This window comes from Stieleria sp. (genome assembly GCF_041595215.1).
Taxonomy (GTDB): Bacteria; Planctomycetota; Planctomycetia; order Pirellulales; family Pirellulaceae; genus Stieleria; species Stieleria magnilauensis.
In genome coordinates this window covers 1-8,826 of the sequence record NZ_JBFHKV010000265.1, presented here as the reverse complement: position 1 = coordinate 8,826, position 8,826 = coordinate 1, and the positions used below count along the sequence as shown (strand labels likewise).

At 59.2% G+C, this 8,826-nt stretch carries 6 protein-coding genes; 3 read left to right on the top strand and 3 right to left on the bottom strand.

Going from position 1 to position 8,826, the window contains the following annotated elements; translation table 11 throughout:
* Window positions 1–237 precede the first annotated feature (237 nt).
* On the top strand, window positions 238–918 hold the full coding sequence (locus ABX749_RS12335) for a hypothetical protein (RefSeq protein WP_372896253.1): 681 nt from the start codon (window positions 238–240) through the stop codon (window positions 916–918).
* 200 nt (window positions 919–1,118) lie between these two features.
* Window positions 1,119–2,087 carry an alpha/beta hydrolase gene (locus ABX749_RS12330; protein WP_372896252.1) on the top strand — a complete coding sequence of 323 codons (969 nt, stop codon included), beginning with the start codon at window positions 1,119–1,121 and terminating at the stop codon, window positions 2,085–2,087.
* Here the strand turns inward: ABX749_RS12330 and ABX749_RS12325 are convergent.
* The 3 genes from ABX749_RS12325 to ABX749_RS12315 all read right to left on the bottom strand — a co-directional run bounded on the left by ABX749_RS12325 (window position 2,035) and on the right by ABX749_RS12315 (window position 5,554).
* The gene (locus ABX749_RS12325; protein ID WP_372896251.1) at window positions 2,035–3,150 is read right to left on the bottom strand and encodes a hypothetical protein; all 1,116 of its coding nucleotides are present in this window, start codon (window positions 3,148–3,150) and stop codon (window positions 2,035–2,037) included. The two genes, ABX749_RS12330 and ABX749_RS12325, sit on opposite strands and share 53 nt — an antisense overlap.
* 218 nt (window positions 3,151–3,368) lie before the next feature.
* Entirely contained in the window at window positions 3,369–4,100 is a 732-nt protein-coding gene (locus ABX749_RS12320; protein ID WP_372896250.1) for a DUF1080 domain-containing protein, read from the bottom strand.
* The gene (locus ABX749_RS12315; protein ID WP_372896249.1) at window positions 4,097–5,554 is read right to left on the bottom strand and encodes an SDR family oxidoreductase; all 1,458 of its coding nucleotides are present in this window, start codon (window positions 5,552–5,554) and stop codon (window positions 4,097–4,099) included. The genes ABX749_RS12320 and ABX749_RS12315 overlap by 4 nt, the downstream gene beginning before the upstream one ends.
* A gap of 319 nt (window positions 5,555–5,873) precedes the next feature.
* Here ABX749_RS12315 and ABX749_RS12310 point away from each other — a divergent pair.
* Window positions 5,874–8,826 (top strand): S8 family serine peptidase (locus ABX749_RS12310; protein WP_372896248.1); only part of this gene is annotated, 2,953 nt, incomplete at its 3' end.

Below are 8,826 nucleotides of genomic sequence, written 5' to 3'. Positions count from 1 at the left end.
AGTGTGCGTTAACGCGACCCCGAGCTTTGATGTGGCACGCCGCTGGCGTGACCCTGGGAGCCCGTCCGGGGGCGTTGGGAGGGCCGGGGGCGTGGTCCGGAGGTGGCGCTGCGCTGACTTCCAGCTACTTGCTGTGATCAATTAAGATGAGCTGCGTTTTAGCGGGCGTTCATCGTGCGCAGAAGTCCGAGGCTGGACCGGATCGTGGGACTGCCACTGGACACACATTCGGCCGGAATGAAAACACTGGCACCGCTTGCCACGATCCGTTCTAATCGAGTTCCATCGCCGGCCCACTTGTGGGCCGTTAAAGTTCGGGCGCCCGATCTGTCCCCGTGCTTCTGGATTCGCGGATCGATCGCAATACGTTATCCGAATGAATTGATCTCCAACGCTGTCCGGCTCCAAGCTTTGAAACGCTACTCGATCCGAACTCTGCTGCTTGCCACGCTGTTGATCGCTGTTTGTATCGCGGTCCCACTGCGTCGTGCCCGGATGCAGAGGCAGGCTCGCGAATGGGTCTCGGCACAACGAGGGCATAGCCTATTCCAATACGGATACGGACGCGACACGCAATGGTACGAAACCGATTCGGAGCTCGTTGTTCCCGACATCCTCATTCGTGCGTTCGGCATTGACGCATTCAATCCTGTTACGGCGGTTATCTTTGATTGCGACGAACTTACCACCCTCGACCCGCTTGTCGGGATGGTGTCGCTTCGCAATCTCCATGTCAACATCGAGATGGCCGACGAGATTGACTTCACGCCGCTTGCTGAACTGCCGAAGTTGCAATCAATCCACTTTACCGAATGGTCGTTTCTGAACGACTCGCAACTCGCCGAACTCCGCGTTCTTCTGCCGCGCGTCCGCATTGTTTCTGATGCTCATTCGGATACAGACGCGAATGGTCCATGAAGCGGATGGCCAAGTCGTACAGCGGAGCACGACATCAAACGGTTCGGCGATGACATCCAATCGACCGTTGCCGGTAACGAAAGCAGGGATGAGACAACCGTCTCTGTCGATTCGAGTTGGTATAGAATATTGGTCGCCGCGGTGATGCGATGGCGATTGTGGTTTTGCTGGGCAGGGGAGACGGAACTTTGAGGTCACTGATGCGACGAAGACGAATGATCCGCCGGGCGATGATCGCCGCGTCATGTTTGGTGGTGACGGGCTTGGTCGCGTCTTGGTTTGTCGCCGGCGCACTCGTCGCGCCGAGCCCTCGTGTCATCGGCGATCCGCCACGTGAATTGAACGCGACCGCGTTCGTTGTGAAAAGCGATTCGGGGTCGTTGGTCTCGGGTTGGCAGACAAGGCCGAATGACGGAAACGGTGTAATCGTGTTGCTGCACGGGATCCATGGTTCGCGTCTGTCGATGTTGGACCGCGCGCGAATGCTGCATGACGCCGGGTATGCGACGGTGATGATCGATTTCCAGGCGCACGGCGAGAGTCCTGGAGACACCATCACCGTCGGATACCTCGAACAACACGACGTTCGTGCCGCGGTTGAATTCGCACGACGCGAACACCCGAATGAACCGATCGGCGTGATCGGTGTTTCGCTTGGTGGCGCCGCGGCGCTTCTGGCGTCGCCGTTGAAGATCGACGCGCTGGTGCTGGAATCTGTTTATCCGAACATTCATGACGCCATCCACAATCGTGTCGCCGCCAGGCTTGGCCCGCTTTCGACGATTCCCGCGACGATTCTGCTGCTGCAATTGCAACCCCGCTTGGGGTTTTCGCCGCAGCAGTTGCGCCCCATCGACCATCTGCCGGACGTCGGATGCCCGGTTTGCGTCGCGTCGGGATCCGACGACCTGCACACCACCGCGTCAGAAACACAAGCGATGTTTTCCGTCGCAGCAGAACCCAAACGGCTGTGGTTGGTCGATGGAGCTGAACACGTTGATTTGTTCGGTGAAGATCCCATGGAATACCGAGAACGGATCGTCGGATTCTTCGACGAGTACCTGCGCGGTGATCGCGAGACTCCGACGCGCCCTCTGACGGAATTGGGGACAGAGCCTAATACCGAACAATCAACTCGGTTTGCAGCCGGCCTTCGATCACGTCTTTGAATTCGGTCAACGGGAATTCGTACGCGACGCCCCATTCCGTCTTGGCGTTGGGTTTGAATTTCAAGCCGACGTTTTGCGTGACCAAATCGTTGCCGGTTACGTCGCTGGTGGACAAGTTGAACAGGTCTTGTCCGGCAACACCCAGTGCAGCACCGCCCTCGGCACTGTCGATCCAGTGCCACCAAGCGACTTCGGTGACGAAGTAGGTTTTCTCGGTCAGCTTGAGGTCGAAGTGGTTGGACCAGTGGATCGATTCCGATTGCAGGAACCCGTCGCTGGGAACGCGCCAGCCGAAGGCCGACATCAGGTGGGCTTTGCCGCACATCAGCCGTTGGCCACCGGTGGCGAACAGGTGGAATTCCCCGTCGGCAATGTCTTGCAAGGAGTCACGACTGCCTGGCAATTCATACGTGCCCCCGATCGAGGCGATCGTGCCGCTTTGCGTGTCTCGGAGAATGTTGTATTTCAAACCGGCCGTGACCGAAGCCCAACCGTCATCCAACAGCGTGTCCAACGCTCCGTTGGTGTTGTCCCAAATGTAGCCGTCTTTGACTCCGATCAGGCTAAGTCGTTCGGTCAGCGCGATGCGGAATTGCATGGCCAGCAACTGGATGGATCCGCCGGCGGGAATGTTGTTGCCGATCCGTTCGGGAACCCAGTGATTGACAAAGATCGGACGGAGTTCGGTGAGGGTACGTGGGTCTTCGAAGTGAACGAAGTTGATCATCGGGCTGACAAAGTCGTCGAAGCAACGATCGCTAGGTTTGATCAGACCGCCCAGCAAGCCTGCGTCACAGCAGTCGGCGACACAGCTGACACATCCGTCGCAACCGAGGCCTCTGCAGTCGGCCGCGTCGCAACACAGCGAGTCGCCGCAAGCACTGTCACAGCAGGCCGCGTCGCAGGAGGGCATGACACATCCGGCGTCACAGGCGGATCGGTTGAACAGTCCAAGGCCGCCGGCATCAGCGACCGAGGCTGAGCCGGTGGTGGCGGCCGCCAGCCCCAATACGAGTGCAACGAATTTGGGCCGAATGAATTTGGGGGTGAGTGATTGAAGCATGGGTTCGCATCCGTGAGAAAAATTCCGTCGATTGTCTTTTCTCTTCGGAAAACGCACACCCGTTCAGGCGACAGCAAAAACTGTCGGGCTCATCAGGTACCCAAACGTTACAGTGTGATGTTGTCAGCCCGAATACCCCTGCGATCCGCAATGGAATCCGAGGCCAGATCAAGACAATCTGTGACGAAGCGGCACGTTTCGGGCTTCGCTCTCCGAGCCTACAGCTCACGGATTCGGATGTTGCGCCAGGAAACTTGGTAGGGGCCGCTCCCTTTCTTGATCGAGTGGACTTGCAGACCGATTAGACCTTCCGCATCACGGTCGTCGGTGAAGTCGGCGACGGGAACCCCGTTGACGAAGCTCTGGATCCGATTGCCTTTGGCGACGATGCGAAATTGATTCCACTGACCGGGCTTGTAAACGGCCTGTTTTTCTTCCGCGTTGACGGATTCGTCCAGCCATTTCGTCCGGCGGCCTTCGTCCCAGAAGTTCCCGGAGCATCCGTTGGCCCCATTTGTTTTCCCGGTGATCTCGCACTGGTAGCCGTACATCTCGCCTTGTTCGCGGATTCGATCAGGTTTCGATTCCTGGGGCGTTGGTTTGGGATAAAGGTGGCTGCGAATTTGCACCCCCGAGTTCAGTTCGCGATCGCACTTGACCTCGAACTCCAACTCGAAATCTGCGTAGGGTCCCTTGGTCAAGAACGTGTTCTTGCCCGGACCCGTTTTGCCGGTGATCACGCCATCGTTCAAGTGATAGCTTGCCTCTCCGCCGACCTTCGTCCAGCCGTCCAGGGAATCGGCGCCGACCAAGGACACCCAATCGCCGGCCGAGAGGGAGATGGCGGAGAGCATCAAGAGAACGAACGTAGCGGATCGCAGAATCATGGTGGCGGCCTCGCGGGCGTGGGGGGAAATCGGATGATGGACGGCGATAGATCCCACCATCATACCGAGTTCGATTCGGCGTCGCGTTTGATCCCCCGCAACATGACGGGAAAGACCAGTCCGTGCAGCGGTAGGACGCTGTACCAATAGGCCAATCCCAGCAAGCCGCTGGGGCGAAATCTGGCGGTCATGGTGACGATGGTGGATTCATTTTCCGCCGGAGCGAGCTGGAAATCGAGTTCGGCGTCGCCGGGCAGTTTCATTTCGGCGGTCAATCGCAATCGTTCGTTGGTTTGGTGGGCCGTGACCCTCCAGAAATCAACCGCTTCGCCGAAATGAAGGTCGTTCGGGTGGCGACGTCCGCGCCGCAGTCCCGGACCGCCGACCATCAAGTCCATCCAGCCACGCACGTGCCACAGCCAGCCGGCTCCCCAGTATCCGTGGCCGCCACCGATCTTTTCGATCACCTGATAGGTTTGTTGCGGAGAGGCGTGGACGGTGATCGACCGCTCGTCGATTTTGGTGGTTCCGCCTGCCCAATCGGGATCACCCGGCATCACGCCGGCGGTCGACCAGCGGGTTTCGATGTCATGACTTTCGATCTTGCCCAGCGCCGCGTCGAGCGCTTGTTGCACGTTGAAGAGGGTGCCCGGCATCAGTTTTGTCGCCCAATCGTTGCGGCACACCGTGCGATTGCGAAGCCCTTCGGCAAGTGGCCGTCCGATCGCGCTGCTGACGGGAGTGACCAACGAAATCCACAGCGAACTCAGACGCGGCGTCAACACGGGCACCGGTACGATGATGCGTCTGGGCAAGCCGATCGCCTTGGCCATCGCTTGCATCAGTTCGCGATACGTCATCACGTCCGATCCGCCGATGTCGATCGTTCGCCCGCGGGTTTCCGGCACGCTGATACACTCCACTGCGTACCGCAACACATCACGAATCGCGATCGGCTGAGTTTCTGTGTTTACCCATTTCGGCGTCACCATGATCGGCAGACGTTCCACCAGGTAACGCAGGATTTCGAACGACGCCGAACCGGACCCGATGATCATCGCGGCACGCAGTACGGTGACCGGAACGGTACTGGTTTGCAAAATCTCGGCCACTTCGCGACGGCTTCTCAGGTGGCGACTGAGATCGGGACCGAGTTCACCGAGGCCACCCAGGTAGACAATCTGACGACACGGGGATTGATCGATCGCCACGACGAAATTTTCAGCCAACTCGCGATCGCGCTGCGCGTACTTGTCGCTGGCGGCGATCATGGAGTGCACCAGGTAGTACGCCACGTCGATGTCGACGACCGCCGTGTCAATCGCTTGGCGGTCCTGCAAATCGCCCTCGAGTACCTGTAATCGCGGATGGTCACGCCAGCCGAATTTGCTCAGTTTCTCCTTGTTTCGGACCAGGCAGCGCACGGTGTGGCCTTGGTCCAACAGCAATCGAACCAAACGGCCGCCGACGTAGCCCGTCGCGCCACACACGAGGATCTTCAACGAGGGCGTATCCATCAAATCTCGGCGGCAGTTGGCGTGGTGGTTCGGCGTGGGGCAGGTTCATCAGACTATCGTAGACGGGAAGGAAGTGGGGGCGGCGTCGGCGACCTGGACTGATTTACAGATGAATTCTTGTCGAGCCGCTGTTGCGTTTCGACGTGCGGGTGTGCCCGTCCCGCATGGACGACCGATGGTCCGCCGCTTATGTAATACGAAAGTTTTGCCAAACTCGGCAGAGTCGTGGGGAAGCGCTGATGGGCAAATTTGTAGGCAGTAGACTCGTTGGTTGTCGGGGCAATTCACGCGTTCGTGTTGACCAGCGAGGCTGTCTGCAATGGGATCTCGATTACGACGCCGCAAATCAATCGCGGAGCGTCGTCGGCGCCGCCGCGCCGGACGACTGGAAGTCTTGGAGACACGTTGTCTGTTGGATGCCGCCCTGGCGGTTGAGTCCCCTTCGCTGGACATCGACGCCGGCGCGTTTGATTCCGACAGTGTGCTGGTGCGGTTTCATGCCGGTGCGGCGACCTCGTCGAGCAATCCGATCGCCGAGTTTTCCGCGTTGCCCGGGCTGAAGCAAGTCGAACTGCCGCAGGGCCTGGATGTCGACCAGACGCTTGATTTTTATCGACACCATCCCGGCGTGATCTATGCCGAACCCAACTACGAGATCCGGCTTTCGGTGGTCCCCGATGATCCAGGCTTTGACAGCCTTTGGGGGCTGCACAACACGGGACAAACCGGCGGCACCGTGGATGCCGACATTGATGCGAGCGAAGCGTGGGCGATCACGACGGGAGACTCGAACACGGTCGTCGCGGTGATTGATACCGGGGTCGACTATCTGCATCCAGATTTGGCCGCGAACATGTGGTCCAACCCGGGTGAGGTTGCTGGTGACGGGATCGACAATGACGGCAATGGCTTTATCGACGACGTTCATGGGTTCGACTTTGTTTCCGGTGATGGCGACCCGATGGACGACCACAATCACGGGACGCACGTTGCCGGCACGATCGGTGCTGTGGCGAACAACGGGATCGGCGTGGTCGGCGTCAGTTGGAACGTTCAGATCATGGCCGTCAAATTCTTGAATGCCTCCGGCGGCGGATCGACCGCCGCCGCCGTCAGCGCCATCCAATACGCGGTCGACAACGGCGCCACGATCTCCAACCACAGTTGGGGGTTCAACGGCACCGCGTCTCAGGCACTCGCCGATGCCATCGAGTACGCGCGGGCGGCCGATCACATCGTGGTCGCGGCGGCGGGCAACGGTGGCGGAGACCAAATCGGCGACGACAACGAGACACGGCCTTTCTACCCCGCCAATTTTCCCCATGACAATCTGATCGCGGTTGCGGCGACCGACCACAACGATGCATTGGCGACCTTCTCCAACTTTGGAGCCACCCAGGTCGACCTGGGGGCGCCCGGCGTTGGTATCTACAGCACGACACGAAACAACACCTACAGCACATTCAACGGGACCTCGATGGCGACGCCGCATGTTGCCGGAGCCGTTGCATTGCTCAGAAGTCAGCATCCTGATTGGCCGTCTGGGAAGATCCGCGATCGTCTTCTGGACACGGTCGACGTGATCCCGGCCCTCCAGTCGCGGACCACGACGGGCGGACGATTGAACGTCGCCGCGGCGGTGGCGCCCGATGAAAACGGCCCGATCGTTGTTGCAAACGTTCCTGACGGTGACGTGATGAAGGTTCAGGATCGACTGCGTGTTACCTTTGACGAACGCGTCGATGTCGGTTCCTTCACAACCGATGACATTGTGGATTTCCAGGGGCCGTTGGGGTCGATTGCGGTCACCGCAGTTCAAGCTGTTTCCGGTTCCGCCGGACGAGCGTTTGAAATCGTCTTCCAACCCCAAACGGCACTCGGTGACTACGTGATCACCTTGGGGCCGGACATCGTCGATCCGTTCGGCAACGCCATGGACCAAAATGCCAACGGCATCAACGGCGAAGTGACGGCAGACCGATTCATCGGCGGATTTACGATCGTGCCCGATACCGTCGGACCCTACGTCGTCGCTGCCTCGCCCCAAGACGCCGTGGATGTTCCGGTCGATCGGGTGCGGATCACGTTTGACGAACCGATCGCGGCTGATTCGTTCACGGTCGCTCGGGTCAGCGATTTCGTCGGACCGGCCGGACCGATCAGCGTTTCGGCGATCGAGTCTGTTTCGCAGACCGAGTTCGACATCGTATTCCCGACGCAGGATGTGTTGGGAACCTATCGGTTGACGATCGGTGGGGCGATCACCGATCTCGCCGGGAATGTGATCGACCAAGACCAAGACGGGGTCGGTGGCGAAGTGGAGGATGATCGGTACGACATCCAATTCACGCTACAGAGATGGTTGTACGCGGATGAGGTGATTGATTTCAGTTCCCAGTACACGGCAACGGCCTGGTCAGCCGCGCAGGCACTCGGGGCACCGGATACGTTCAGCTACGGTGACTTGCAAACGGCTTGGGCGCCGCGATCGGAGAACGGGACCGAAGAGTTTTTGACGGTCGGCTTTGCGGAACCCTTGTTGGCCAGTGGCGTCGTGATTCGGGAAACGTTTGGAAATGGATTCGTGCGAACCATCGAAGCCCGCAACGCGACGAATGGAGAGTTCACCACGGTGGCTCAGCCGCAAGACAACAGTCTGCCCAATGTCCCCTTTGACTTCCTCGTGACGTGGCCGCAAACCAGCTATCCGGTCGACGCGGTGCGGATCACAATCGATACCGATCACAATCTCAATGCGTACGAAGAGATTGATGCGGTCCAGTTGCGCGGGGTGACGGTTCCGGATACCGACGGTGCTCGGATCATCGAATCGACGTTGCAGGCCAGTGTCAACGGTCCGGTCAGCCGTGTCGAACTGACGTTTGACGAGCCGATTCAAGATGGTTCCTTCACGCTCGAGGACGTGTCGAGCTTCGAAGGTCCGGAGGGTGCAATTCAGGCGTCCGCGGTCAATCGACTGACCAGCACACGTTACGAAATCACGTTCCCGCCGCAGACCGCATTCGGCGATTACTCGCTGTCGGTCGGCCCCGACGTGTTGGATCTGGAGGGAAGGCCGATGAACCAAGATGGGGATAAAATCGATGGAGAGCCGTTGGAGGATGCTTTCGTCATCCAATTCACGGTCGAACTGTGGCAGTTTGCCGAAGTGGTTGTCGATTTTAGTTCTCAGTACAGCCCCACATCGTGGTCGGCCGAGCAAGCACTCGGTGCGTCGGACACCTTTGTCTACGGGGACTCGCGGCAGGCTT

What these genes read in the sequence shown, in the direction of transcription:
- ABX749_RS12335 (WP_372896253.1), top strand. Translation starts at nt 238, where the DNA reads ATGAAAACACTGGCACCGCTTGCCACGATCCGTTCTAATCGAGTTCCA.
- ABX749_RS12330 (WP_372896252.1), top strand. Translation starts at nt 1,119, where the DNA reads ATGCGACGAAGACGAATGATCCGCCGGGCGATGATCGCCGCGTCATGT.
- ABX749_RS12325 (WP_372896251.1), bottom strand. Translation starts at nt 3,150, where the DNA reads ATGCTTCAATCACTCACCCCCAAATTCATTCGGCCCAAATTCGTTGCA.
- ABX749_RS12320 (WP_372896250.1), bottom strand. Translation starts at nt 4,100, where the DNA reads ATGATGGTGGGATCTATCGCCGTCCATCATCCGATTTCCCCCCACGCC.
- ABX749_RS12315 (WP_372896249.1), bottom strand. Translation starts at nt 5,554, where the DNA reads ATGGATACGCCCTCGTTGAAGATCCTCGTGTGTGGCGCGACGGGCTAC.